22 protein-coding genes and 1 riboswitch are annotated in these 25,418 nt (G+C 59.8%); of the genes, 21 read left to right on the top strand and 1 reads right to left on the bottom strand.

Annotated elements, in window-relative coordinates; genetic code table 11:
- The first annotated feature begins 761 nt into the window (after window positions 1–761).
- The 20 genes from AC1DU8_RS06865 to tolA all read left to right on the top strand — a co-directional run bounded on the left by AC1DU8_RS06865 (window position 762) and on the right by tolA (window position 20,935).
- Window positions 762–1,646: a lytic transglycosylase domain-containing protein gene (locus tag AC1DU8_RS06865; RefSeq protein WP_477701956.1), complete on the top strand. Its 885-nt coding sequence runs from the start codon at window positions 762–764 to the stop codon at window positions 1,644–1,646.
- Window positions 1,647–1,785: 139 nt separating this feature from the next.
- Window positions 1,786–1,915: riboswitch (ZMP/ZTP riboswitch) on the top strand.
- A gap of 44 nt (window positions 1,916–1,959) precedes the next feature.
- Complete coding sequence (gene glyA, locus AC1DU8_RS06860) at window positions 1,960–3,204, top strand: serine hydroxymethyltransferase (RefSeq protein WP_477665717.1); 1,245 nt, start codon at window positions 1,960–1,962, stop codon at window positions 3,202–3,204.
- A gap of 100 nt (window positions 3,205–3,304) precedes the next feature.
- Entirely contained in the window at window positions 3,305–3,754 is a 450-nt protein-coding gene (nrdR, locus tag AC1DU8_RS06855; protein ID WP_457280253.1) for a transcriptional regulator NrdR, read from the top strand.
- A gap of 107 nt (window positions 3,755–3,861) precedes the next feature.
- The gene (locus AC1DU8_RS06850) at window positions 3,862–4,488 is read left to right on the top strand and encodes a GspH/FimT family pseudopilin (RefSeq protein WP_457280252.1); all 627 of its coding nucleotides are present in this window, start codon (window positions 3,862–3,864) and stop codon (window positions 4,486–4,488) included.
- The gene (pilV, locus tag AC1DU8_RS06845) at window positions 4,479–5,078 is read left to right on the top strand and encodes a type IV pilus modification protein PilV (RefSeq protein WP_457280251.1); all 600 of its coding nucleotides are present in this window, start codon (window positions 4,479–4,481) and stop codon (window positions 5,076–5,078) included. Before AC1DU8_RS06850 ends, pilV begins: the two co-directional genes overlap by 10 nt.
- Entirely contained in the window at window positions 5,075–6,076 is a 1,002-nt protein-coding gene (locus tag AC1DU8_RS06840; RefSeq protein WP_457280250.1) for a PilW family protein, read from the top strand. Before pilV ends, AC1DU8_RS06840 begins: the two co-directional genes overlap by 4 nt.
- Window positions 6,076–6,759, top strand: a complete 684-nt coding sequence (locus AC1DU8_RS06835; RefSeq protein ID WP_477665716.1) for a pilus assembly PilX family protein — start codon at window positions 6,076–6,078, stop codon at window positions 6,757–6,759. Before AC1DU8_RS06840 ends, AC1DU8_RS06835 begins: the two co-directional genes overlap by 1 nt.
- Window positions 6,760–6,767: 8 nt before the next feature.
- On the top strand, window positions 6,768–11,843 hold the full coding sequence (locus AC1DU8_RS06830; protein ID WP_477689331.1) for a pilus assembly protein: 5,076 nt from the start codon (window positions 6,768–6,770) through the stop codon (window positions 11,841–11,843).
- A gap of 5 nt (window positions 11,844–11,848) precedes the next feature.
- Window positions 11,849–12,355, top strand: a complete 507-nt coding sequence (locus tag AC1DU8_RS06825; RefSeq protein ID WP_457280247.1) for a type IV pilin protein — start codon at window positions 11,849–11,851, stop codon at window positions 12,353–12,355.
- 105 nt (window positions 12,356–12,460) lie between these two features.
- Window positions 12,461–13,009: a hypothetical protein gene (locus tag AC1DU8_RS06820; protein WP_477689330.1), complete on the top strand. Its 549-nt coding sequence runs from the start codon at window positions 12,461–12,463 to the stop codon at window positions 13,007–13,009.
- A 42-nt stretch (window positions 13,010–13,051) separates the two neighbouring features.
- Window positions 13,052–14,152, top strand: coding sequence for a bifunctional diaminohydroxyphosphoribosylaminopyrimidine deaminase/5-amino-6-(5-phosphoribosylamino)uracil reductase RibD (gene ribD / locus AC1DU8_RS06815; RefSeq protein ID WP_477665713.1), 1,101 nt, complete (start codon window positions 13,052–13,054; stop codon window positions 14,150–14,152).
- A gap of 240 nt (window positions 14,153–14,392) precedes the next feature.
- Window positions 14,393–15,043 carry a riboflavin synthase gene (locus AC1DU8_RS06810; protein ID WP_477726571.1) on the top strand — a complete coding sequence of 217 codons (651 nt, stop codon included), beginning with the start codon at window positions 14,393–14,395 and terminating at the stop codon, window positions 15,041–15,043.
- Between the two features lie 3 nt (window positions 15,044–15,046).
- Entirely contained in the window at window positions 15,047–16,153 is a 1,107-nt protein-coding gene (ribBA, locus tag AC1DU8_RS06805; protein WP_457280243.1) for a bifunctional 3,4-dihydroxy-2-butanone-4-phosphate synthase/GTP cyclohydrolase II, read from the top strand.
- A gap of 38 nt (window positions 16,154–16,191) precedes the next feature.
- Complete coding sequence (gene ribH / locus AC1DU8_RS06800) at window positions 16,192–16,656, top strand: 6,7-dimethyl-8-ribityllumazine synthase (RefSeq protein ID WP_457280242.1); 465 nt, start codon at window positions 16,192–16,194, stop codon at window positions 16,654–16,656.
- A 38-nt stretch (window positions 16,657–16,694) separates the two neighbouring features.
- Window positions 16,695–17,210: a transcription antitermination factor NusB gene (nusB, locus tag AC1DU8_RS06795; protein WP_457280241.1), complete on the top strand. Its 516-nt coding sequence runs from the start codon at window positions 16,695–16,697 to the stop codon at window positions 17,208–17,210.
- 25 nt (window positions 17,211–17,235) lie between these two features.
- Window positions 17,236–18,432 carry a pyridoxal phosphate-dependent aminotransferase gene (locus AC1DU8_RS06790; RefSeq protein ID WP_477726570.1) on the top strand — a complete coding sequence of 399 codons (1,197 nt, stop codon included), beginning with the start codon at window positions 17,236–17,238 and terminating at the stop codon, window positions 18,430–18,432.
- Window positions 18,429–18,875 (top strand): tol-pal system-associated acyl-CoA thioesterase, encoded by a 447-nt coding sequence (ybgC, locus tag AC1DU8_RS06785; RefSeq protein ID WP_477689327.1) that lies wholly within the window; start codon window positions 18,429–18,431, stop codon window positions 18,873–18,875. The genes AC1DU8_RS06790 and ybgC overlap by 4 nt, the downstream gene beginning before the upstream one ends.
- A gap of 13 nt (window positions 18,876–18,888) precedes the next feature.
- On the top strand, window positions 18,889–19,581 hold the full coding sequence (gene tolQ / locus AC1DU8_RS06780; protein ID WP_457280238.1) for a protein TolQ: 693 nt from the start codon (window positions 18,889–18,891) through the stop codon (window positions 19,579–19,581).
- Between the two features lie 18 nt (window positions 19,582–19,599).
- Window positions 19,600–20,040 carry a biopolymer transporter ExbD gene (locus tag AC1DU8_RS06775; RefSeq protein ID WP_457280237.1) on the top strand — a complete coding sequence of 147 codons (441 nt, stop codon included), beginning with the start codon at window positions 19,600–19,602 and terminating at the stop codon, window positions 20,038–20,040.
- Window positions 20,041–20,056: 16 nt separating this feature from the next.
- Window positions 20,057–20,935 (top strand): cell envelope integrity protein TolA, encoded by an 879-nt coding sequence (gene tolA / locus AC1DU8_RS06770; RefSeq protein ID WP_477665707.1) that lies wholly within the window; start codon window positions 20,057–20,059, stop codon window positions 20,933–20,935.
- 70 nt (window positions 20,936–21,005) lie between these two features.
- Here tolA and dnaE read toward each other — a convergent pair whose 3' ends face one another.
- Entirely contained in the window at window positions 21,006–24,488 is a 3,483-nt protein-coding gene (dnaE, locus tag AC1DU8_RS06765) for a DNA polymerase III subunit alpha (RefSeq protein WP_477689326.1), read from the bottom strand.
- A gap of 86 nt (window positions 24,489–24,574) precedes the next feature.
- Between dnaE and AC1DU8_RS06760 the strand changes: the two genes are divergently transcribed.
- Window positions 24,575–25,381: a sulfurtransferase gene (locus tag AC1DU8_RS06760; RefSeq protein WP_477689325.1), complete on the top strand. Its 807-nt coding sequence runs from the start codon at window positions 24,575–24,577 to the stop codon at window positions 25,379–25,381.
- Window positions 25,382–25,418 lie beyond the last annotated feature (37 nt).

The raw sequence follows: 25,418 nt of genomic DNA, 5'->3' as shown, positions 1-25,418 counted from the left end.
CCGCCAGGTCAATGATTTATTTGAAAAAGACGGTCAATCGAAGGGCATTGAAGCCTGTGAAAAGCGGCGCCTCAAAAGAAAAAACCCCGGGCAGTTAGACCGACCGGGGTTGACGGCGGGCGTTTATGCTCATGCCGTCGGGGTTCCGCAAAGAAGAGAGTTATCGTCTCCAGTGCGATGAAAGCAAGTGATTGCTTCCAGATTTTCCGGGGTTGGTTACCCGGTTGATGCGTGAGTGAACACGCAATTGCAGGTTAAACCCCTGCCGTCCCGCAAGCAAGACCATCTTTTCAATCACAGCGCAGGATGTGATTGCCGATGCCTTTTTGTGTGCTCCCAGGCAACCCAGGCCGGCCGCAGGCGCCGATCCGGCGACTACATGCAACATGGAAAACGGCCTACAACCGCAGCCGCGAAAGGCTGATCGCGCTTTTTAGAGGCAAAACTTAACTTAGAGCTCCATCTCAAATAAAGCCCGTAAACACCTTGATTCAGGCCGGTTTTGCCGGAAATCAAGGTTTTTATTTGACTTTTTGATATAAAGAATTGATTTGTTATTATTGACAGGTTATTAACCAACCCCATAGAATCCCGCCAGTCCCACGAATCCTAGGGACAACCCGAACCCGCTGCCCTATTCCTCAAAGAAGCCGGCAACGTCAAACAAGGGTCAACACCCACAAGGCTTGCCTTGGTTTGATGGCGACCCAATCAAAGCCTGCCTGGCCCCCAAAGGGCCTGCAAGCGTAGAAAGGAGTGCTATGACAGCGCTAGGACAATTCGGCCTTAACCTGAATGTCAACGCACACATCAAGAATGTGCGAAGCAGTGTTTCAAACATTGTTGATGACATCTCCCAAGGCTTTTTCGAGATTACCCACAACAGCTTCGCCCTTCTGGGCCTGGCGGTCGTGTTTGCGGTGATCACCCTGACAGCCCGGCCCGACTTGCGTCAGGCCGGTGAATTCAAGCTCATGACCTGGCTGCAGCAGCGCCAGGAGGCTGCCATCGGTTTTACCGAGCCGGCCGCTATTGAGCGCGCCACGGCGTCCAACCCGAAAGACCTGCCCGCCCAACAGGCGGCAGTGGCCTATTGGCTGAGCAAGAAGTACGGCGTCGCGCCCGAGCCGCTGAGTGTGCTGGTGGCCGAGGCCTTCGAGATCGGCCAGAAAGCCAAGCTCGACCCCACCCTGATCCTGGCCATCATGGCGATCGAGTCCGGTTTCAACCCGTTTGCGCAAAGCCCGGTCGGCGCCCAGGGCCTGATGCAGGTCATGACCAAGGTGCACCACGACAAGTACGACAACTTCGGCGGCAAGCTGGCGGCGTTTGACCCGGTGACCAACCTGCGCGTAGGCGTCAAGGTGCTGCAGGAATGCATCGCCCGCGCCGGCTCTGTCGAGGGCGGCCTCAAATACTATGTGGGCGCAGCCAACATGGACGACGACGGCGGGTACGCCGGCAAGGTGATGGGCGAACATGCCCGCCTGCTGGCCGTGGTGGCGTCTGCCTCCAAGCGCGGTGCGCCCTCGCCTTTCTTCACCACACCCGGTGGCACGTCGCGCCCGGTACCGGCCTCCCTGCCGGCCACACCCGAAGCTGATGGCAAGACGCCTGACAAGGTGGCGCTGCTGAACCAGTCCTGATTCGGCCGCTTTGTGGGGGCCTTTTCACCCCATGCACTGCCAAAAAGCCGGGCCGCTGCCAGCGCCCCGGCTTTTTGCTTTTCGGGCTGCAGGTGAAGAACCCCGGAGGCGGCAGGTTTTAGGCGCGCTCAGTTACACTAGCGAGGTGCGCGACTGGCGATAGGCTCAAGGTTTTCGCAACCATTGGAGCTGACGTGGGACACCACTGGGAAGCGCACCGCTGAAAGCCGTTGGGCCGAAGCGTTCAGCCGTTCGCCTGGGCAGCCCTTGTTTCATTCATTGAATAGCAGGGACCACGTCTTTAAGGACTGCCATGTACCACCGCAACATCCTGGTCGAACAAACCGATCCCGAAATCTTCGCCGCCATCCAGGCTGAAAATGCCCGGCAAGAGCACCACATCGAGCTGATTGCCAGCGAAAACTACGCCTCGCCCGCCGTCATGGCCGCGCAGGGCTCGCAGCTCACCAACAAATACGCCGAAGGCTACCCCGGCCGCCGCTACTACGGCGGCTGCGAGCACGTGGACGTGGCCGAGCAGCTGGCCATCGACCGCATCAAAACCATCTTCGGCGCCGAGGCCGCCAACGTGCAGCCGCATTGCGGTGCTTCAGCCAATGAGGCCGTGTTCCTGGCTTTCCTCAAGCCCGGCGACACCATCATGGGCATGAGCCTGGCCGAAGGCGGCCACCTGACGCACGGCATGGCCCTGAATATGAGCGGCAAGTGGTTCAACGTCGTCTCTTACGGCCTCAACGACAAGGAAGAGATCGACTACGACGCAATGGAGCGCAAGGCTCACGAGACCAAGCCCAAACTGATCATCGCGGGCGCGTCGGCTTACAGCCTGCGCATCGACTTCGAGCGCTTCGCCAAGGTGGCCAAGGCCGTCGGCGCGATCTTCATGGTCGACATCGCCCACTACGCCGGCCTGGTGGCCGCAGGCGTGTATCCCAACCCGGTGCCGCACGCCGACATCGTGACGTCGACCACACACAAGAGCCTGCGCGGCCCGCGCGGCGGCATCATCCTGATGAAGGCCGAGCACGAAAAAGCCATCAACAGCGCCATCTTCCCAGGCCTGCAGGGCGGCCCGCTGATGCACGTGATCGCAGCCAAGGCCGTGGCCTTCAAGGAAGCCATGGCGCCCGAGTTCAAGGCTTACCAGCAGCAGGTCGTGAAAAACGCGCAGATCGTGGCCGACACCCTGACGCAGCGCGGCCTGCGTATCGTCAGCGGCCGTACTGAAAGCCACGTCATGCTGGTCGACCTGCGCGCCAAGGGCATCACCGGCAAGGAAGCCGAAGCCGTGCTGGGCAGCGCCCACATGACGATCAACAAGAACGCCATCCCGAACGACCCGGAAAAGCCGATGGTCACCAGCGGCGTGCGCATCGGCACCCCGGCCATGACGACCCGCGGCTTCAAGGACGAAGAAGCCCGCATCACGGCCAACCTGATCGCCGACGTGCTGGACAACCCGCGCGACGCGGCCAACATTGAAGCGGTCCGTGCCAAGGTCCACGCCCTGACCAGCCGTTTCCCGGTCTACCGCTAATCATGACGGGCAGCGCGGACACTATGATTTTGATAGCTACCCGCGCATGTCCTGATTGGGCTGGAGGCCGATTTATGCCTTCAAACCCGGACCAACCCTGATGAAATGCCCTTTTTGCGGCCACCTTGAAACCCAGGTCGTAGAGACGCGGGTGGGTGAAGACGCCGAGTTCATACGCCGCCGCCGCCAGTGCGGCGCGTGTGAAAAGCGCTTCACAACCTATGAGCGGCCCGATGTCACCTTCCCGTCCATCGTCAAGAAGGACGGCAGGCGCATCGAGTACAAGCGCAGCAAAGTCCTGGCGTCCCTGAACCTGGCGCTGCGCAAGCGGCCCGTCAGCACCGAGCAGGTCGACTCGGCGGTTGAACGTATCGAGGAAAAGCTCCTGAGCCTGGGGCTGCGGGAAGTGCCGTCCAACCGTATCGGCGAGCTCGTCATGCGTGAACTCCGCAAGCTCGACAAGGTCGCCTATGTCCGCTTTGCGAGCGTCTACCGCAGCTTTGAGGATATTGACGAGTTCAAGACGCTGGTGGACGAGGTCCGGCGGTAGAAATCGCTCGCGGCGCAGAAAAGCGTCCTGTCCGCTACCAGATTAGTGGTAGCCAGAGTCCGACAGCCGGAGCCTCGCGCGACAAACCCGGTTCCTATACTCACGACATGCGAATGACCGTGTGCTCAACATCCTTACGCCGCCCAGCCAAAGCGGCCCCGCGCGCTTGCAACGCAGGCTTCACCATCATCGAAATCATGGTGACAGTTGCTGTTTTAGCCATGATTTTGGCCATAGGGCTGCCTAATTTGAGGCAGTTTGTGGTGCGAAACCAGGCTGGCGCCATCGCAGCCGAATTTACCAATGACATATCGCGTGCGCGGGTTGAGGCGATCAGCAGAAATAACTGCGTCACCATCTGCATGTCAACCAATACGTCAAACGCATTGACCGGCGGTACCCCCACGTGTGCAACCGCAGGGAGCAACTGGCAGACTGGCTGGATAGTTTTTTCCAACCCCAGCTGTAGTGCTACCCAAAACAACCCGACAACAGTCGGTTCAAGCCTGATTTCCGTGCGCCAGACCGGCAACGAAAGCTTTGAGCTGGCCTCTAGCGGATCGGATCGGCGCATGACCTTTGACTCGCGAGGGCTCGCTGCGGGTATTCAATCCAACTTCACGCTTGCCTATATCCTGGAAAACACCAGCAGTCCGCACTACCGGTCTATTTGTATCAGTTCTGCAGGTCGAGTGAGCGTTAAACAATATGCGGGAGTCAGTGCATGTCCATAAGTCGCCAGCGAGGTGCAGGCCTGATCGAGGCCTTGATCGCCATGCTTATCCTTTCCATCGGTGTGCTGGGCATGGTTGGCATGCAGACAGCCTCTCTCAAATTTGAACAAACCGGATGGGTGCGGTCAGCACTGTCGTCCAGCATCAGCGGCTTTGCGGACCGCATCAGGGCAAATGCCAGTGCGGTCGAGACTGATTACAGCTTCTCCCGGACCTATGCCGCCGAACGTGCATCCATTGATGGAACCCCAACCTACCTGAACCCGGCCAAAGATTGCAACACTGCAACCTGTACCCCGACCGAGCTGGCGGCCTATGACCTCGCTGTCTGGCGTCTTGACCTGAACAGCCAGCTGCCGGGCGCGGTGGGCATCGTGACGTCGACCGGAACCAAGGGCACCAACCTGCGCTTTCTGGTGACAGTGGCCTGGTATAGCAAGGACAACCTGGATGGCACGACTCTGCGTTCCCCCGATTCGTGCACAGCCACTACAACAGGCATCGCGTCGCGAAACTGCTGCCCCGCAGCGCTGGGCACCTCTACCGCCCTGGCCGGCGTGCAATGCGCCAATCTAGAGATGATTCCATGAAAACACTTCACACCGGAAGGGCGCAAGCGCGCTACCGCCAGCGCGGTTTGACACTGATCGAACTGCTGGTCAGTCTGGTCATCAGCCTGGTGCTCGCCCTCGCGGCAGCGGCGGCCTACCTGGGGACTCGCGCAACCGCCACTGCTTCCGCCAATATGGCGATGCTGAACGAGACCGGCAAGCTTGCGCTGGACATGGTTGGCCGGGACCTTCAGATGGCGGGCTTCTATCCCGCGATCATGGCCACCACCTCCGCGGCGCCCAACTTGTTGGGCAAGTTCAGCAACACCAAAAACTCAACGGCTCCAGCCTACGAGCAAGGGTTGTTTGGATGCGATGGCGCGGTATTCAACCCGACCACCAGGACTTGCGGTACCACCGTAGCCAACGCACCAGACTCGGTCGTTATCAACTATTTCGCCATGCCCGAGCTGGACGCGAGCACTTTTGGAAATGGGTTTGACTGCCTCAGGCAAGCAGTTTCACTTGACCCGAACAATGCAGGCCAGATCACCGCAGGACTGCCGCGCTACGTGTCCAACCGCTTTGGCCTGGTCGCCACCAGCTATACGGCCCAAGGGGTCGGCAGTACCACCCGAACAGTGAACACCAAAAGCCTGGGATGCAACGGCAATGGGAAAAACCCGGAAGACACTGTTTATCAACCGATTTTTGAAGGCATTGAAGACATGGTGATCCGGTATGGCGTGGCTGCCGGGGTAACCAGCCTGTCTCCTGAGACCTACCATACCGCTGCCGAAGTGACCGCATTGCCCAAGGTCGGAGATTTGACCTCGTGGCAACGCGTCACTGCGGTCAGGGTGTGTTTGCTGACCCGCACGCAGGAAAATTCACGCACCCAGGACAAGGCCGGCTCCTTGCGCAGCTATGCCAATTGCCGGGGTGCCAACGTCACCTATACGGCCTCGGACCGCACTATCTACAAAAAGTACGAGCGCGTGTTTGCCATTCGCAACAACTTGACAGGTATCTACTAATGCGAGCCGGCATACCAATCACCGCCCCACGCCTCGAAAGAGGAGTGTCCCTGCCTGTGGTCTTGATGTTCCTGCTGGTCATCACGATTCTCAGCACCATCGGCATGCGGCGCGCAACCACCGGTGAAACGCTCTCGAGAAATCAACTCGACTATGAAGTCGCCCGCCAGGCAACAGAAGCCGCACTGCGCGACGCAGAACGGGACTTGCGTTCGCTTGTACCCACGGTACTCCCCAATGCCCTGTGCGCGCGCAACGACGACAGGCCCGTAGGAGGAGCAACCAGGGCGCCGAACTTCGACAATACCTGCCCCAGAGGGCAATGCCGGTTCGAACGGACGTATTACGACACGAGCAACTACACCACCGTCACCAACCCTGAACCCTGGTGGCCGACCATCAACGGGAAAAAAGGACTCTGGGAGGGGCCACCTGCTTCGCCCAGTGCCAAACCGAGCGATGCGTTAGGTGTCGGCACCAATTGCACCTTTACCGGCGCAGTACCTCTGGGCACCTTTACCGGGGTCCCGAGATTCGCCGGCGTCGCACGGCAGCCTGAATACCTGATTGAGTACCTCGCCGCAGGCAACGACAAAGTCATGCGCATTACGGCCCGTGGTTTCGGTGCAGATCTCAATACTGAAGTTGTGATGCAGACTTATTTTCGCCCCTACATGAAGTGAGAAAATCCATGAAAAAAATCATTACTATTGCCGGATTTTTACTTGCAGCGCTCACTTCGCAAGGCGTGGCATTCGCGCAGGCACTGACTCCGGCCATCCCGCCAAACATCGTGACCTCGACCCCGAGGCCCATGATCATGCTGAACATGTCGAAAGACCATCAGCTTTTTTACCGGGCGTATGACGAGTTCTCGGATCTTGACGGCGACGGAATCCCCGAAACCACCTACAAGCACAGCTTCAATTACTACGGGTATTTCGACTCCTATAAATGCTATAGCTACAGCGGCACGACAAACCGCTTTGCGCCCGTCAGCACCAACACGGACAAATATTGCACGGGCAACTGGAGCGGCAACTTCCTGAACTGGGCCACCATGACCCGCATGGACGTGGTGCGCAAGGTGCTGTACGGCGGCTTGCGTTCCACCGACACCAATGCACTGACCATTCTGGAGCGTACCAGCCTGCCGACAGATGCCCATTCATTCGCCAAGTATTACAAGGGCGACGACCTGGATCAGCTTACGCCTTTTACGGCCAGCCAGCTTGCGGCTTCGAGCGTCATCAGCAACGACAACACCAATAACGCGCGGCGCCTTATCGAGTTTGCGTTCAATTCCAATAAGGCTCACAAGAACGGTCCCGGCACCGCGCCAGCGGCAGCCATTGCCACCACTTGCCAAACTCTTGTTGAAACTTACTATGGCGGTGCAACCAATGCCCCCCCTCAGTACAACTGTGTGACGCATTCCGTCGCCCAGGCCACCACATTCAATGTCGAGGTCGGCGACCAGATCAGGGCGGTGTACACGACCACGCCAGCCCAATACATGGAAGGTGTCGCGGTGGCCGTAGACCCTGCCTGGATCACCATGGTGATCACGCCAACGGGTTATGTCGGTGCGACCGCTGGAACACCTACGCTGACCATCAAGCAATGGACCATCCAGAACCTGACCCAGACTTCTGCCACCATCTGCAATACCACGCTGGGTGACAACCTGACCGCCAACTCGCCGTTCAATACCAACACGGCAGGCAACGGCGATTCCCACACCAATGCCAACCCGCCCTTGATGCGGATCGCCAAGGGCGACTACCAGCTCTGGAATGCCAATGAGCGGTGGCAGTGCCATTGGAGTGGAGAAAAAAGTGCCTCCAACGGTAACAACGTAGGCGTCACCGGATTGGGATCCGGCTCCAGCAATCCCACAAAGAGCACGGCGGGAGTCATCATTGGCACCACTGGCCCTGACTTTATCGTGCGGGTCGAGGTTTGCGCATCGGCGCTGCTGGGTACCGAAAATTGCAGGCAATATCCGTCCGCCAATTTCAAGCCAATCGGCTTGCTGCATGAGTACGGTGAAGGCAACCTTGCCGAATTCGGACTGATGACCGGCTCCTTTGCCAAAAATATCAGCGGCGGTGTCCTTCGAAGTAATTTGCAGACATTTCGCAATGAAGTGAACTACACCACCGATGGCACGTACACCGCCACGCAGGGCATTGTTTACACCATCAACAAGTTGCGCGTTTATGGGTATCGCTATAGCGACGGTACCTATATCGGGGACGGCAACTGTACTTTCCAGCTGACATCACTGACGGACAACCAGTGCACCAGCTGGGGCAATCCCATGGGTGAGATGTTCACCGAAGCGCTTCGCTATCTTGGTGGATTGTCGGCAAGCGGTACTTATGACTACACACAAACAGGCTCAAAAGATGCCGCCATGGGGCTGCCAAAGCCTGCCTGGATTGACCCGGTGAACCGGGCCAACGCCGCCGCCAAGACAGCTGCCGATGCCATTTTCGGCCAGGGCCAGTGCCGCGCCATCAATGCCATCAACTTCAATGCCAGCGTGACGTCTTATGACAACAACACGAGCACCCAGTGGAGTCCTTTCGCCACATTGCCGGGCAGCCCAAGCCTGGTCAACATGATCAATGTGATTGGTACGGATGAAGGGATTCATGGCAACAAGTTTTTCATCGGGAACAATGGCACCACAAACGATGGAACCTGTACCGGCAAGACAATTTCCACGCTGGCAGCAGTAGACGGTCTGTGTCCTGACGCCCCAACGTATGCCGGCTCGTATGCGCTGTCTGGTGCGGCCTATTGGGCCAGAACCAACGCCGTGCGAACACCGACTGCCGCGCAGCTGGTTGCCAATCCGGATGCATTCAAGGTCAAAAGCTTCTCGGTCGCGCTGTCGCCCGGAAAACCCCGCATTGAAATTCCGCACCCCACCATTGCGGGTCGCAAAATCATCATCCAACCGTCCTATCAATTGCTTGTGGGTGGCGCTGTTGGCGGTGGCACCCTGGTGGACTTCCGGGTGGTCGGTACCCCCACAGCTACATCCGGAAAGTTCCTGATCATCTGGGAAGACTCCGAGCAGGGTGGTGACTACGACAGCGATGCGTCCGGCATCCTGCGCTACGAAGTCGTGGGCAACAAGGTCTACGTCTACACCCGGGTTTTTAATGCTGCGTCACTGAACCCCCAGGGGTTTGGATACACCATATCGGGCAGCACCAAAGACGGCGCGCACTTCCATTCCGGCATCTATACCTACAACTTCACAGACAGCACCACGCTGACAGTGAAGAAGGCGGATGGTACCGTGCACCCCAACATCAATACATCGGGCGGCTGCAACAACTGCGAAGTGAACCAGGAAGAAAGCCGGGCTGAATACGATTTTGGAACAGCGACGGCAGCACAGTTGCAAGATCCGCTCTGGCTTGCCGCGAAATGGGGCGGATTCAGTAAAAATGAAAACGTTACCGTACCGCCATCAGTCCCGAAAATTTACTTCGAAAAACCCACCACCGACAAGGCCAACTGGGATGTGAAGAAGCTGGATGGCACGTCTGGCGCAGATGGCTTCCCCGACAACTATTTCCTGGCGATTCGCCCAAGCGAGCTGGAAAAAGCATTGCGCGCCGCCTTCAGTGCCATCGTGGGAGCGTCCAATACTGCGCCCGCTGTCGCTTCTGCACAGATCCAGACCGGCAGCCTGAAATACCTGGCCAGCTTTGACGGCGATGATGGTCATGGAGAATTGCTGACATTCATCGTCAAGCCGGACGGTGACTTTGATATTCGCCTCAAGAGTGACGGCACACTGGACCGGACGTACTATTACTGGGACGGCCATACCAAATTGACGGCATCCACCACTCGCCAGGTCATTACCAATGTCGGGAACTCAACCGGCACGCCGTTTACCTGGGCTGCACTGTCGAATGCCGTCAAAACCACCGCAGTGGGCGGTACCGATGCAACGGCCCAAGCCAAGCTCAACTGGCTGCGGGGCAGCCGGGTTGACGAAGCCCCGACAGGCCTCAGGTTCCGCAAACGCAACGCCAATTCCATCATGGGCCCCGTCGTCAACTCCAACCCCGTGGTGACGTCCAAGCCCAATGCAGACTACTTCGGCACTGTCTTTCCGGGCTACGGTACGTTTGTCACGGCGCAAAAAGACCGCAAAAACATTGTCTGGCTTGGCGCAGGTGACGGCATGTTGCACGGTTTCGACGCTTCCACTGTTGCATCAGTAGGCGGTACACCCATCATTTCGTACGTGCCACAACTTATTCATTCCCGCCTGCAAGATTGGGTGGACCCTGCCGGCGAAAAAGTCCAGTCATTTATGGATGGAACGCCCTACTCCGCAGATGTATTGCTGGGATCCACGATCACCAATGCGACAGCGCCGGGCTATGACGCACTGGCCCCTGCGGCTGCATGGAAGACCTATCTGTTTGCATCTTTGGGGCGCGGCGCGAAAGGCATCTTTGCGCTTGATGTCACGGATCCCACTACATTGACGGAAACGAATGCAGCGAACGTCTTCAAATGGCAGTTCTCTGAAGCAGACGACAGCAGCGGCGACCTCGGGTACAACCTGGCGCAAATGGGCACCACGAATCGTTCAAGTGAACAAGCCGGCGCTGTTGCCAAAATGAACAATGGCAAATTTGCCACGATTGTTCCGAACGGCATCAACAGCACGAACGGATCGGCGGCGCTCTATATCCTGTTTGCAAATGGCCCATATAGCGGTGTCTGGACGCCCGGCGTGAATTACGTCAAGCTGGTGGCTGCCGCGGGGCCCAGCAATGGATTGTCGCAAGCCACCTGGGTGGACACAAACAATGACGGAGTCGCGGACGTCATCTATGCGGGCGACCTCAAGGGCAACCTGTGGAAGTTCGACGTTTCGAGCCCTAATCCAGCGCTCTGGAAGGTTGCTTATGCCAATACGGATGGCACCAACAAACGGCCGCTGTTCATCGCCAAACCCACGGACGCATCGGTTGACCGCCTGCCCATCACGTCTGCCCCAGAGTATCGGTTCCATCCATTGGGTGGTGTGGTGGTGAACTTCGCCACCGGCAAATCCGTCGTCAGCTCCGACTTCCCCGACGGTAGCGGTCGCGTTCACGGGATTTTTGGCATCTGGGACAAACCCCTCTATTCCAGCGCTGCCTACATTGCCGACCCTACATTGCTCGACAACACGACGACCGGCCTTCCCCGCCTGCGGACGCAGCTGGCAGCCCGCACATTCGTACGCATTACTGTGGATGACGCGGACCCCACCAATGGCATTCTGGGCCAAGGTTATGTGACTGGCGCAGCCATGGACTGGACAAACAACAAGGGCTGGTACATCAATTTGCCGGACACCTCGGAAATGGTGGTGAGTAACCCGACCATGAGCCAGGGCCTGCTGGCTACTGTGTCTATCGCACCGGCGGCCACGAGCAGCAACATCTGCTTTAGTGGACCGGCTGCCTACATTACCTTTGTAGACCCCATCACCGGCCTGTTGAACACGGGACTCTTTGGCACCATCACGATTGGTGGAGTCACCTATAACACCGCATCCATCAAAATCACCGATCAGCGAGTCACTGTATCCGGGGATGCAACCACTTCCCAGTGCGCGTCGGGCCAGCTCAATTGCACACGTATTATTGGTGACACCACCGATGAAGGCGGTAGCTCAAACAATACAAATGCGCGAATTTACTGGCGCGAGATCCCCTCCTTCAAGACCAGGTAAATCCTATGAAAATTCTTTCTCACGAAACTACAAGGGAAAATCGATTGTTCGGCATTGCCCATCGAAGCAGAGGCTTCACGCTGATTGAGCTGATGATCGTGGTCGCCATCATTGGCCTCTTGAGCGCTGTCGCACTTCCGAGCTACAAGGAATACGTGGCAAGAGGACGCAGGGCTGAAGTCCGGACTGTGCTCCTTGAAGCATCGCAATGGATGGAGCGCCACTACACGGAAAACATGAAATACGACAGCAATACCGCAGGTACCCTCGTGGCCGATTTGTTTCCGGGAAATTTGAAGCAATCACCTCGTGATGGCGGCGGTGCCTACACCATCGCTGTATCTGCCGCGGCGGCAAGAACTTATACCGTCACCGCGACACGCAGCTCACCCGGTCCGATGTCTGCCGATAAATGCGGCGACTTCCAGATTACGAATACGGGGGTGAAAAGCAACGTTAATTATTCAGGGTATTCATCTGCTCTGGATGCCGCCACTTCTTGCTGGAAATGATGCGCCCAGCCATGCCAACCGGTGAAACATAAGACGGGAAGAGGCCTATCTCAACGGACGTGCTGGGTTCTTGCGGCAACCGTTTCGCTACTTATGCACGGTGGCTTGCTGTTATTGGTATCGCAATCTATCGAAAAGCCCAGAAAAACCTCGGCAGCGATAAGCCCGGTTAAGCGCAACATGGTCGCCCGGGTGATATCCGGACCCAGCAACGCTGCTCAGGCGGAGCCGACCGAACCCACACCCGAGAACTCCGCCGCAACAAGCAAGCCATCGCCTGTTGAAGGTGTGGTCACGCCCAGCCAGGTGCTTTCCTCCACGAGCCCGAGAAAACCGGGTATGTCTGACCTTCGCTTTTTTGACATTGAAGAGGTAGATCAACCTGCCCTTCCGATGCTCGACTGGAATTTCCCTGAGAAAATTGCAGCAAGCCTGAAACTGCGTCGTCTGGTCATAGAAATATGGATTGCAGAAGATGGCCGTTTGCTGGATATGAACATCATTTCTTCGAGACCGGAAATCAGCCGGAGCCAGCAGGCCCAGATCATAGAGTCCCTTATGCAAACGAAAATGAACCCCGCGACAAGACAAGGGAATATAGTCGCCAGTCGAAGGGTTCTCGAGATGGGCTTTGCCTCCGAGTCAAACCCCTGATCCTCCAGTTCCCCTCCCAAAATCTGAGCCGTTAGAAAATCCATGAACCTTTTGATGCTGCAGACCTTGCGGGTGTCCAAAGAAGCCCTGTACCTCAGCGCTCCAAACCCTCGCGTTGGTTGCATCTTGGCAGATTCAAGTGGGAACAATATTCTGGGAACGGGACATACCCAGCAGGCAGGCGGCCCCCACGCCGAAATCATGGCCCTGCGCGATGCAGCGAATAAAGGCCACTCGGTCAAAGGCGCCACCGCCTATGTCACCCTCGAGCCCTGCTCTCACCACGGGCGAACAGGCCCCTGCTGCGATGCGCTGGTCGCTGCTGGTATCAAAAAGGTGGTTGCATCGATAGCGGACCCCAATCCTCTGGTGGCCGGCCAGGGATTTGAGCGCCTGCGGGCCGCTGGCGTCGAAGTGGAGGTCGGGCCGGGCGCCGGGGAGTCCAGGGAACTGAATATCGGCTTTTTTAGCCGGATGGTCCGCAAAACCCCCTGGGTCCGCCTGAAAGTTGCCGCCTCACTGGACGGCACCACAGCGCTGGCCAACGGCCAGAGCCAGTGGATCACCTCGCCTGAGGCGCGGACCGATGGCCATGCGTGGCGGGCCCGGGCCTCCGCAGTGCTGACGGGCATCGGGACCCTGCTTGAAGACGACCCGCAGCTGGACGTCCGGCTGGTGGAAACGCCGGTGCAACCCTGCCGCGTGATTGTCGACAGCCTGCTGCAAACACCGCCTGGCGCCAAAATATTCCGGTCGGGCGGCCCGGTGTGGATTTATACCGCCACCCGGAGCTCACCCCAAGAAGCCGCGCTGGTCGCCAAGGGCGCGACGGTCACCTGCCTGCCCGACGCCCGGGGAAAAGTGGACCTGGCGGCCATGATGAAAGACCTGGCGCAGCGCGAAATCAACGAACTGCACGTCGAAGCCGGCAGCAAGCTCAATGCATCCCTGATCCGCAGCGGGCTGGTGGATGAATTTCTGGTTTACCTGGCGCCCAGGCTGCTGGGGCCGGGCCAGGGCATGGCTGCCCTGGAACCCTTGCAAACACTCGCCAACGGGCTCGAACTGCAGTTTGTGTCTGCCGAAAGGATTGGGCCCGACCTGCGTATCGTCGCCCGTGTGGCGGGTCGGGACGCTTTTTAGCGCGATGGTGGGCACCGGCCTGCCCGGTGAACGCAGACGAAACATCGCCCGGTCGCTATAAAAATAATAGCTGCTTGCGCTCGTCAATATTGGGCTACAGCCATTTTCCTTTGAATAAAGACGGCTAAACCGGCCCGCGAATCCCGCGCAAGCCCTGTGAATCACGGCTGAACGCCCTCTTTTCCGGGCCTTTGGCGCCGTCCGCGCCGCCGCACCCGGAATCCCTGCGAAAATGGCACCATGTTTACCGGAATCATTACCGGCTTGGGGCGCATCGTCGCCATCCAAAGCCTGGGCAGCTCTTCAGACCACGGCAAGCGCCTCACCATCGAGACGCCTGCGGGTTACCTTGATGACGTGGGCCTGGGCGACAGCATCGCCCTCAACGGCGCCTGCATGACGGCCACAACGCTGGACCTTCCCCTCAACCGCTTCACCATCGACATTTCCGCCGAATCCCTGGCCAAAACCACCGGGCTGGCGGAAACCGGCCCCATCAACCTCGAAAAAGCCCTCCGTGCGCATGACCGCCTCGGCGGCCACATCGTTTCCGGCCATGTAGACGGCATCGGCAGCGTGACGCATTTCGCCCAGGTGGGCGAAAGCTGGGAGCTGCGCATTCGCACCCCGCGCGAGCTGGGCAAGTACCTGGCCTACAAGGGCTCCATCACCGTCAACGGCGTGAGCCTGACCGTCAACCGCGTCACCGACCTGGCCGACGATGCGGGCGGCACGGAAATCAGCATCAACCTCATTCCCCACACCGTGCAGAACACCGCGCTGGGCCGGTTGGCTGCAGGCTCCGACGTCAACCTCGAGATCGACCTGATCGCACGCTACGTCGAGCGCATGCTGGGCGACACCCATAACAACATCCCAAAAAATCCCTGAACCATGACCACTGCCATTTCCCCTGTTGAAGACATCGTTGCCGACATGCGTGCCGGCCGCATGGTCATCCTGATCGACGAGGAAGACCGTGAAAACGAAGGTGACCTGGTGCTGGCGGCGGACCACGTCACTGCTGAAGCCATCAACTTCATGGCGCGCTTCGGCCGCGGTCTGATCTGCCTGACCCTGACCCGCGAGCGCTGCGAGCTGCTGCAGCTGCCGCCCATGGCCACACGCAACGGCACCAAGCATTCCACCGCCTTCACCGTGTCCATTGAGGCCGCCGAAGGCGTGACCACCGGCATTTCAGCCGCCGACCGCGCCCGCACCGTGCAGGCCGCCGTGGCCAAAGACGCCAGGGTCACCGACCTGGTCCAGCCCGGCCACATCTTTCCGTTGCAGGCTGTCGACGGCGGTGTGCTGATGCGCGCCGGCCATACCGAAGCCGGTTGCGATCTGGCTGGCATGGCCGGCTGCTCACCGGCCGCCGTCATTTGCGAAATCATGAAAGACGACGGCACCATGGCCCGGCTGCCGGATCTGTTGCTGTTTGCGGCGCAGCATGGCCTGAAAATCGGCACCATCGCCGACCTGATCGAACACCGCAGCCGCAACGATTCGCTGGTGGAAAAAATCGGCAGCCGCACACTGCAGACCGCCTTTGGCGAATTCACCGCCCATGCCTTCCGGGACAAACCCAGCCAAAGCCTGCACCTGGCCCTGGTCAAGGGTGCGTGGTCTGCTGACGATGTCGTGTCCGCGCGGGTACATGAGCCTCTGTCGGTGCTGGACGTTCTTGAAACGGGCCGCTCCATGCATTCGTGGAGTCTCGACCAGAGCCTCAAACACATCGCAGAACAAGGCAGGGGCGTTGCCGTGCTGCTCAATTGCGGTGAAAGCGCGGCGCAATTGCTCGCCCAGTTTGAAGGCACCGCGCGCGCCAGCCAGGCACCCGAACGCGGCCGCATGGACTTGCGAACCTACGGTGTGGGCGCACAGATTTTGCGTGAATGCGGTGTGCACCGGATGAACCTCATGGGCAACCCGCGCCGCATGCCGAGCATGACGGGTTACGGCCTTGAGATCGTGGGCTACACCACCAAAGACTAGTCACTTCGTTCAACAAAAATCAATCAAAGGGATACACCGTGTTTGGAGCAGAAAAAGGTTCAGGCGACAAGCTTGACGGCAAAAAACTTTCCATTGGCATCGTGCAGGCGCGCTTCAATGAAAGCATTACCAATGCGCTCGCAGAAGCCTGCAAACACGAGCTGTCCGCGCTGGGTGTGCAAGAGGACAACATCAAACACGTCAAGGTGCCCGGCGCACTGGAAGTCCCTGTTGCATTGCAGGCCTTGGCCGAAAGCAACAAATACGACGCGTTGATCGCCCTCGGTTGCATCATTCGCGGTGAGACCTACCATTTCGAACTGGTGGCCAATGAGAGCGGCGCCGCCGTCACGCGCCTGGCGCTTGACTACCAGTTGCCTATTGCCAATGCCATACTCACGACGGAAAACGTCGCACAGGCTGAAGCCCGGCAGGTCGACAAAGGGCGCGACGCCGCCCGCGTTGCCGTCGAAATGGCCAACCTGATCAATGAAATTGCCTGAGCGCCTGCTCCTGCATCCCTTAACCTGACTGGCACTTCATGGCAGACCCCATCACCAAACCCAAACGCCCGCCCCAAACCCGCACCGGCCTGACCGACACCGGCGTCAAAAAGGCGGCGGACAAATCCGCCCGCACGCGCGCACGCGAGTTCGCACTGCAGGCGCTCTACCAGCACCTGGTAGGCCGAAACGAAGCGGATTCGATTGACGCGTTTACCCGAGACCTCGTGGGTTTTCACAAAGCCGACTCCGCCCACTACGATGCGCTTTTGCATGGCTGCATCGAAGGCGCGGCAACGCTCGATGCAAACATCACGCCCCTGCTGGACCGGCCCATGGCCGAAATATCGCCGGTGGAGCATGCTGTGCTGTGGATAGGCGCCTATGAGTTCACCCACTGCCTCGATGTACCCTGGCGTGTCGTGATCAACGAGTGCATCGAGCTTGCCAAAGCCTTTGGCGGCACCGACGGCCACAAGTACGTCAACGGGGTCCTGAACAAAATGGCGCCCTCGCTGCGCGCCGCTGAAGTCGCTGCCGACAAATCCCGATAGGGGCTCGCCCCGTGAAAGGCCAGCCTTGAAAATCGCCCAGCGGGCTCAGCGGATTGAGCCCTTCTATGTCATGGAGGTTGCCAAAGCGGCCTCTGCGCTGGCGCAGGAATTTGCGCACAGCGCATCGCCCATGATCTTCCTGAACATCGGCGAGCCCGACTTCACGGCGCCGCCTCTGGTGCAACAGGCCGCAGCCCGCGCCATCGAGCGCGGCACCACGCAATACACCCAGGCCACCGGCTTGCCGGCCCTGCGAGAACGCATCAGCGGCTGGTACTCCTCCCGCTTCGGGGCGCAGGTGGCGCCCAACCGCATCATCATCACCGCGGGCGCCTCCGCTGCCTTGCAACTGGCCTGCCTGGCCCTGATTGAGGCGGGGGACGAAATCCTGATGCCCGACCCGAGCTACCCCTGCAACCGGCATTTCGTCAGTGCGGCAGAAGGCAATGCGGTGCTGGTCCCCACCACCGCCGAAGAACGCTTTCAGCTGACCCGCGAAAAGGTGGAAGCGGCATGGAACTCCAAAACACGCGGCGTGCTGCTGGCATCCCCGTCCAATCCGACGGGCACGTCCATCGCACCGGAAGAGCTGCAGCGCATCCACGAATTTGTGCACAGCCGCGGCGGCATCACGCTGATCGATGAAATCTACCTGGGCCTGAGCTACGAAGAGCACTTCGGCCATTCGGCGCTGGCCATGCCCGGCGAGCTGGGCCACAGCGTGATCAGCATCAACAGCTTCAGCAAATACTTCAACATGACCGGCTGGCGCCTGGGCTGGCTGGTGGTGCCCGAAGCGCTGGCGCCGGTGATCGAGCGCATCGCGCAAAACCTCTTTATCTGCGCCAGCACCGTGGCCCAGCATGCCGCCCTGGCCTGCTTCGAGCCGGAGAGCCTGCAAGAGTACGAACGCCGCCGCGCCGAATTCAAGGCGCGCCGCGACTACTTCATTCCCGAGCTCAACCGCCTGGGGCTCACGGTTCCGGTGATGCCGGACGGCGCGTTTTATGCCTACGCCGATTGCACTGCCGCGGCCGCCCGCCTGGGTGTCAGCGGCAGCTGGGACTTCGCCTTCGAGCTCATGAAGCGTGCCCACCTGGCCGTCACGCCGGGCCGTGACTTCGGACATGCGGCACCTGAACAATTCGTACGGTTTTCCACGGCCAACTCCATGGATCAATTGAAGGAAGCTGTGGCCCGGCTCAAGGCGGTGCTGGCATGAAGCCGGCTGCGCGCGTTTTTAGTTGGCCGGTAAGGGTGTATTGGGAAGACACCGACGCCGGCGGCATTGTTTTTTACGCGAACTACCTGAAATTTTTTGAACGTTCGCGCACCGAGTGGCTCAGATCACTCGGTGTTGAACAACAGCGCCTGAGGGAAAGTACCGGTGGCATATTTGTGGTGGCAGAAACCAGCATCCGCTACCATCGCCCTGCCCGCCTGGACGATGAACTCATTGTTACGGCAAGCCTGGTCGAAGCAGGCCGCGCGTCCATGATAATCGGGCAGCAGGTGCTATTAAAAACAGAGCAAAAAACAGGGCAAGAAGAGGGACAACCACCCATCTTGCTCTGTGAAGGAAGTATCAGGATCGGCTGGGTCGACGCCGCCAGCCTGCAGCCCAGGCGGATTCCTGCTGCCATTCTTGACAGCCTAAAAACTTGAGCAAAGCTTCAACATGAATCAAGACCTCTCCATCGTCAGCCTCATCCTCAATGCCAGCTGGGTCGTTCAGGCCGTGGTGGCGTTGCTGGTGGGCGTGTCCATCGCCAGCTGGGCCGCCATCTTCAGGAAGATCATTGCCCTGAAAAAAGTGCAAAAGCTCAATGACGAATTCGACCGCGAGTTCTGGTCGGGTACGAGCCTCAACGACCTTTTCGCCGGTGCTGCGCAAAACGCCAAGCACTCCGGCCCCATGGAACGCATTTTTGCCAGCGGCATGCGTGAATACCAGAAGCTGCGCGAGCGCCGCATCACCGACGCCGGTACCCTGCTGGACGGCGCGCGCCGCGCCATGCGCGCAAGCTACCAGCGTGAGGTGGACGCGATCGAAGCCAATCTCTCCTTCCTTGCCACCGTTGGCTCCGTCTCGCCTTACGTCGGCCTCTTCGGCACGGTCTGGGGCATCATGCACGCCTTCACCGGCCTGGCGGCCCTGGAGCAGGTCACGCTGGCCACAGTGGCACCGGGCATTGCCGAGGCGCTGGTCGCCACCGCCATCGGCCTGTTCGCCGCCATTCCGGCTGTGGTGGCCTACAACCGTTTCTCGCACGACATTGACCGCGTTGCCAACCGGCTCGAAACCTTCATCGAAGAGTTTTCCAACATCCTGCAGCGCAACCTGGGCGCCCAATCTCCTTCGGGACACTAGAGCTGTAAGGAGACCGCCATGCCAGCAGTCAATTCCCGCCGCGGCCGCAACCGACGCACCATCAGCGAAATCAACATGGTGCCGTTCATCGACGTCATGCTGGTGCTGCTCATCATCTTCATGGTGACGGCGCCGCTCATCACGCCCAGCATGATCGCGCTGCCCAAGGTCGGCAAGGCACCCAGCCAGCCGCAGAACCCGGTGCAGATCCTGATCAGCAAGGATGAAACCGTGCAGATCAAGATCAAGACCGACAGCGTGCCCAGCAACGTGCGCAACGTCGCAGGCGACATCGCACGGCTGGAGCCGGCCGTGAAAGCCGCTGGCGCCGAAGCTGTGCCCGTGGTCATCAGCGCCGACAAATCGATCAAGTACGAAACCGTGGTCCAGGTCATGGACAACCTGCAAAAAGCCGGGGTGTCACGCGTGGGCCTTTCGGTACAAACCGGCAACAAGTAGCCGCCCGTAACCCGCCATGCCCAGCGCCGCAGATCGCCTCGAATTCGGACCGCCCCGCGACAGCGGGTCGTTGCGCGCGTTCGGGCTGGCCTTGTTCGCCCACATCCTGCTGATGGCCGCGCTGACCTGGGGCATCAACTGGAAACACAGCGACAAGGCCGTGTCGTTTGATGCAGAAATCTGGTCCAGTGTGCCGCAGGCGGCAGCGCCCAAACTGGTGGAAGCCCCTACCCCACCGCCGCCCCCACCCGCGCGCCCCACGCCGGAAGTGAAGACGCCGCCGCCGGCATCCAATGTCGATATCGCCCTGGAGCAGGAGAAAAAGCGCAAGCTGTTGCAGCAGCAGAAAGAGGCCGAGAACCAGAAGCAGGAAAAGCTCAAGGCCGAACAGCTCGCGAAAAAAGAAAAAGAACTGAAGGCCAAAGAAGAGCAGGCCAAACGCAAGGCTGCCGAAGACGCCAAAAAGGCCGAAGCGAAGAAGCAGGACGCGAAAGACGACGAGAAGCAAAAACTGGCCGATGCTGCTGCGAAGAAGCTGCGCGACGAAAACCTCAAGCGAATGATGGGCCAGGCCGGTGCCACCGGCGGCGCCGAGGCCAAAGGCACAGCGCAAAAAGCCGGTGGGCCCTCAGCAAGTTATGGTGGCAAGGTCAGGGCCAAGGTCGTGCCCAATATCGTGTTCACCGAAGACATTGCGGGCAACCCGACCGCCGAGGTGGAAGTGCGCACCACACTGGACGGCACCGTCATCAGCCAGCGCCTGGTCAAATCCAGCGGTAACAAAGCCTGGGACGATGCGGTGATCAAGGCCATCATCCGCACTGGCACCATGCCGCGCGACGTGGATGGGCGGGTTCCAACGCCCATGATTCTGGAATTCAGGCCCAAGGACTAGGCCCCGCGCAACAGTCCGCTATCAATTCAATAGCTGCTCGCGCACATCCTTATTGGCCCAGAGGCCAATTTCATTCATAAACAATCTGCACCAGCCCTTTGTCGGCCTGCGCCATCCAGCTGGCCAGCGCGGCATCGGTGGGGAAGAATTTGGCCGCTTCCCCCAGATGAAGCTCCGCTGTCACGCCGCCGGCCTCGCCTTGGCGCCTGAGGCTCAACCGTACCGGCAAACCGCGGCTCAACTCTCCCTGGTCTGACATCTCGCGGCGTGGCGGGAAGTCCCTGACCAGCCTGGAAATATCCGGCGCCGTGCCGTTGACCGCAACGCGCAGGTACTTGCCGAATTTGCAGCGGGCAGTTTCCAGGTCCCAGACCTGCGTGACCTTGAAGCGGCGGCCGAAGCGCTCCGACGCACCCTGCAGCGTGCCCTGCACGATCACCAGTTCGTCGTCCTTGAGCAGGTTACGGTTGGCGTTGAAGGTCGTTTCGTCCACCGAGGCTTCAAGCACGTCGGTCTTGTCGTCGAGCTTGAAAATGATCAGCTTGCCGCGGTTGCCGTTGATGACGCGCAGGTCGCTCAGAATGGCAGCCAGAAGCTGAGGTTCGCGCGAATCGATCAGGTCCTCAATCTTGCGCTTGGCAAACTGGCGCACTTCGGTCTCCACCTCGTCAAAGAGGTGGCCCGAGAGGTAAAACCCGATCGCCGTTTTTTCCAGTACCAGCCGCGCCTTCACACCGAAAGGCATAGCCTCGACCAGCGCCGGCTCCTGGGTGCTGGCCGCGTGCGAGTCGGACATGTCGAACAGCCCGCCCTGGTTGGCATTGGCTTCGGTCGCAGCGGCAAACTCAAAGGCGCGGTCCACCGACGCCAGCAGCGACGCACGGTTGAGCTGCAGGTTGTCAAAAGCTCCGCCCTTGATGAGGGCCTCGACCGTGCGCTTGTTGAGCCGGCTGCGGTCCACACGTACGCAAAAATCGTAGAGCGAGGTGAACGGGCCGCCTTCCTTGCGCGCCGCCACGATGGCGGCAATCGCCTGCTGGCCCGTGCCCTTGACGGCGCCCAGGCCGTAACGCACCGATGTGGCGCTGATCGGCTCGAAGCGGTAGTCGCCGCGGTTGATGTCGGGCGACTCGAACTGGATGCCCATCTTCTGCGCGTCACCGAACAGGATCTTGAGCTTGTCGGTGTCGTCCATTTCCACCGTCATGTTGGCGGCGAAGAATTCAGCGGTGTAGTGCACCTTCAGCCAGGCTGTGTGGTAGGCCAGCAGCGCATAGGCGGCGGAGTGCGACTTGTTGAAGCCGTAGCCCGCGAATTTTTCCATCAGGTCGAAAACCTCGTCGGCTTTCTCCTCGCTCAGGCCGCCCTCGCCCGCACCCTTGCGGAAGATCTCGCGCTGGGCGTCCATCTCTTCTTTTTTCTTCTTGCCCATGGCGCGGCGCAGCAAGTCGGCGCCGCCTAGCGAATAGCCGCCCAGGATCTGCGCGGTCTGCATCACCTGCTCCTGGTAGACCATGATGCCGTAGGTCTCTTCGAGAATGGTCTTGACGCGCGGGTCCGGGTATTCGGGCACTTCCTTGCCCTGCTTGCGCGCGATGTAGGTCGGGATCAGCTCCATCGGCCCTGGCCGGTAGAGCGCATTCATGGCGATCAGGTCTTCCAGGCGGTCCGGCTTCGCGTCTTTCAGCATGCGCTGCATGCCGATACTTTCAAACTGGAACACGGCTTCGGTCTGGCCCCGGCCGAACAACTCGTAAACCTTTCGGTCGTTGAGTGGCAGGTCTTCAAACTTGAAGTCTTTTTGCGCCGGGTGGCGCGCGATGATGAACTCCCGGGCGATTTCCAGGATGGTCAGCGTGGCCAGGCCCAAAAAGTCGAACTTGACCAGGCCGATCGCTTCCACGTCGTCCTTGTCGAACTGGCTCACGGCGGAATCGCTGCCAGGCTGGGCATAGAGCGGGCAAAAATCGGTCAGCTTGCTGGGGGCGATCAGCACGCCCCCGGCATGCATGCCGACGTTGCGGGTCAGGCCCTCGAGCTTTTGCGCGAGCGCCAGCAGGGTTTGTACGTCCTCTTCCTTGCGCTCGCGCTCGGCCAGGATGGGCTCCTGCTCCTTTGCCTGTTCAATCGTGATGTGCTGGCCCGGTTTGTTCGGAATCAGCTTGGAAATGCCGTCGCAAAAGCCATACGGAAAGTCGAGCACGCGGCCCACGTCGCGGATGGCGGCGCGCGCGGCCATGGTGCCGAAGGTCACGATCTGGCTCACGGCTTCCTTGCCGTATTTGTCTTTCACGTAATCGATCACGCGGTCGCGGTTGCTCTGGCAAAAGTCGATGTCGAAGTCGGGCATGGATACCCGTTCCGGATTCAGGAAGCGCTCGAACAGCAGGTTGTACTGCAGCGGGTCCAGGTCGGTGATCTTGAGTGAATACGCCACCAGCGAGCCCGCGCCCGAGCCCCGGCCCGGCCCCACCGGGCAGCCGTTGTTCTTGGCCCAGTTGATGAAGTCACCCACGATCAGGAAGTAGCCCGGGAAACCCATCTTGAGGATGGTGTTGATCTCGAACTCCAGGCGCTTCACATACTCGGGCCGCTTCTGGTCGCGCACGGCCACGTCGCGGTACAGGTGAGTCAGGCGCTCTTCCAGCCCTTCAAACGACGCGTGGCGGAAGTATTCATTGATCGGCATGCGCACGCCATTGACTTCCGGCGTGGGATAGTCGGGCAGCATGGGTTTTCCCAGCTCCAGCGTGAGGTTGCAGCGCCGGGCAATTTCCACGGTGTTGGCCAGCGCGGTGGGCACATCGGCAAAAAGCGCCGCCATCTGCGCGGCCGACTTGAAGTACTGCTCCCGCGTGAACTTGCGCACGCGGCGCGTGTTGCCCAGGATTTCGCCTTCCGAAATACACACCCGGGCCTCATGTGCCTCGTAATCGTCGTAAGTCAGGAACTGCACTGGGTGGGTCGCCACCACCGGCAGCTTGAGCCGCGCGGCCAGCTGAACGGCGGCCGCCACATGACGTTCGTCATCGGGACGCTGGGCGCGTTGCAGTTCGAGGTAAAAACGGTGCGGGAAGAGGCCCGCAAAGTACAGCGCACATTCGACGGCGCGTGCGCTGTCGCCCTGCAGCAGCGCCTGGCCCACAGCCCCGCCCTGCGCCCCCGACAGCGCAATCAGGCCTTCATTGAGTTCCTGCAGCCATTCGAGCTTGACCACCGCCTGGTCGCGCACCACGTTTTTTGTCCAGGCCCGCGTCAGGATCTCGGACAGATTCAGGTAGCCCTGACGGTTTTGCACCAGCAGCAGCAGGCGCGCGGCGGGCGCCCCGGCGTCCTTGCCCGGCACCTGCACCCACACATCGGCCCCAATCAGGGGTTTGACACCAGCACCCCGGGTTTCCTTGTAAAACTTGACCGTCCCGAACAGATTGCTGAGGTCGGTGATGGCCAGGGCCGGCTGGTGGTCGGCAGCCGCAGCGGCCACAACTTCATCGATGCGGTTGGTGCCGTCGACGACTGAAAACTCGGTGTGAAGGCGCAAATGAACAAACATAAAGGTCATTTTAGGGCCGAGGCTGTCCGCTGAGGCGCCGTGACGCAGTGCAAGGCCCCGCATGCCTGCCTACAATCGACCGGATCATGCAAATCCTGAACATTGCGGCCTATAAATTCGTCACGCTGGCGCACCCTGCGATGCTGCAGGGCAGCATCGAACAGGCGCTCCAACAACGCGCGATCAAAGGCACGGTACTGCTGGCAGAAGAAGGAATCAACCTCTTCCTGGCGGGCCCGGCGGCAGATATTCATGATTTTTTGGCATGGCTGAAACAGGATGCCCGCTTCAGCGACCTGCAAGCCAAGGAAAGCTGGTCAAGTGCCCAGCCGTTTCGCAAGCTGCTGGTCAAAGTCAAGCCGGAAATCATCCGCATGAACCACCCCGCTATCCAGCCGGCCGCTGGGCGCGCTCCGGCGGTGGACGCCGCCACGCTCAAGCGATGGCTTGACGCGGGCTGCGATGATACCGGCCGCCCGGTGGTGACGCTGGACACCCGCAATGACTTTGAGGCCGATGTCGGCACTTTCAAAAACGCCATCGACTGGCGCATCAGCAAGTTCACCGAATTTCCCCAGGCCCTGCTGGCACACCGGCAAGAGCTTGCGGGCAAAACTGTCGTGAGTTTTTGCACCGGCGGCATTCGCTGCGAAAAGGCAGCCATCCTCATGCGCGAAGCCGGTATCGAAAACGTCTGGCAGCTCGATGGCGGCATCCTCAAGTATTTTGAGGAAAGCGGGCGCGCGCATTTTGACGGCGAATGTTTTGTGTTTGACGAGCGGCGCGCCCTGGACCCTGAACTGAAACCCCAGGTCAATCCCGTGGCCAAACCACTGTCAAGGCCTGTTCCCCTGGCTGTACCTCCAGCATTCGGGGTCTTGTCTGACAGCTGAGGAATGAGTGCCGTGCGAAGCTTTTAGTTGCTCACCA

The sequence above is a fragment of the Polaromonas sp. P3_A5 genome, from assembly GCF_056403055.1.
Note: the sequence above shows the minus strand (reverse complement) of the source record. Positions and strands in the feature narration are given on the sequence as shown.